This is a genomic window from Frankia sp. AgKG'84/4, from assembly GCF_023242965.2.
GTDB lineage: Bacteria > Actinomycetota > Actinomycetes > Frankiales > Frankiaceae > Frankia.
The window spans coordinates 1-818 of the sequence record NZ_JALKFU020000909.1; the positions used below are offsets into that span (position 1 = coordinate 1).

General features: G+C 74.1%; 2 protein-coding genes. One reads left to right on the forward strand and one right to left on the reverse strand.

Annotation, left to right across the window (positions count from 1 at the left end; all coding sequences use genetic code 11):
* A partial coding sequence (locus tag MXD58_RS25960; protein ID WP_250610350.1) for a VOC family protein occupies positions 1-384 on the reverse strand: 384 nt, incomplete at its 3' end.
* 99 nt (positions 385-483) lie between these two features.
* Here MXD58_RS25960 and MXD58_RS25965 point away from each other — a divergent pair.
* On the forward strand, positions 484-818 hold a 335-nt coding region (locus MXD58_RS25965), incomplete at its 3' end, for a helix-turn-helix transcriptional regulator (RefSeq protein ID WP_250610352.1).

Below are 818 nucleotides of genomic sequence, written 5' to 3' on the forward strand. Positions count from 1 at the left end.
CGGGCAGAGGCAGAACGGGTGGCCGGCCGGGTCCAGCATCACCCGCCACCGCTCGCCGCCGGGCTGGTGTTCGGCCTCGGTGGCGCCGAGGCGCCGTGCCAGGCCGACGGCCGCCGCCAGGTCGGCGACCCGGAAATCCAGGTGGAACTGCTGCGGCGCGTCCTGGCCCGGCCAGCGCGGCGGCTGGTAGTCCGCCACCTGCTGGAATCCGATCATGGCCTCCGTGCCGGGCGGCGTCAGGTAGGCCCAGGCGCCGCCGTCGTCGGCGCCGGCCACGCCCCAGCCGGTGAGCTCGCCGTAGAAACCGGCAAGCTCCCTGGCGTCCGGACAGTCCAGCATCAGGCCGGTCCAGGTAGCCGTGGCCACGGTCTCCGTCGTCCCCATAGTGAATCTTCCTTCCGGTCTGGCGAGTCGCTGACCTGGCCCATCCTTGACCGGATACCTGACTTCTCCTGTCAGGATTGCCGCGGGAGAATCGGCCCCATGCGCGCCAGCCGGCTGCTTTCCGTCCTGATGCTGCTGCAGACGCGCGGCAAGCTGACGGCACGCCAGCTCGCCGAGGAGCTGGCGGTCTCCGTCCGCACGGTCCACCGCGACCTGGAGTCCCTGGCCGAGGCCGGGGTGCCCGTCGTCGCCGACCGTGGCGCCGCCGGCGGATACCGGCTCCTCGCCGGCTACCGCACCCGCCTCACCGGCCTGACCGCCGACGAGGCCGACTCGCTGTTCCTCGCCGGCCTGCCGACCGCCGCCGACGACCTCGGCCTCGGCGCCCTCGCCGCGACCGCCGAGCTGAAGCTCCTCGCCGCGCTCCCGCCGCC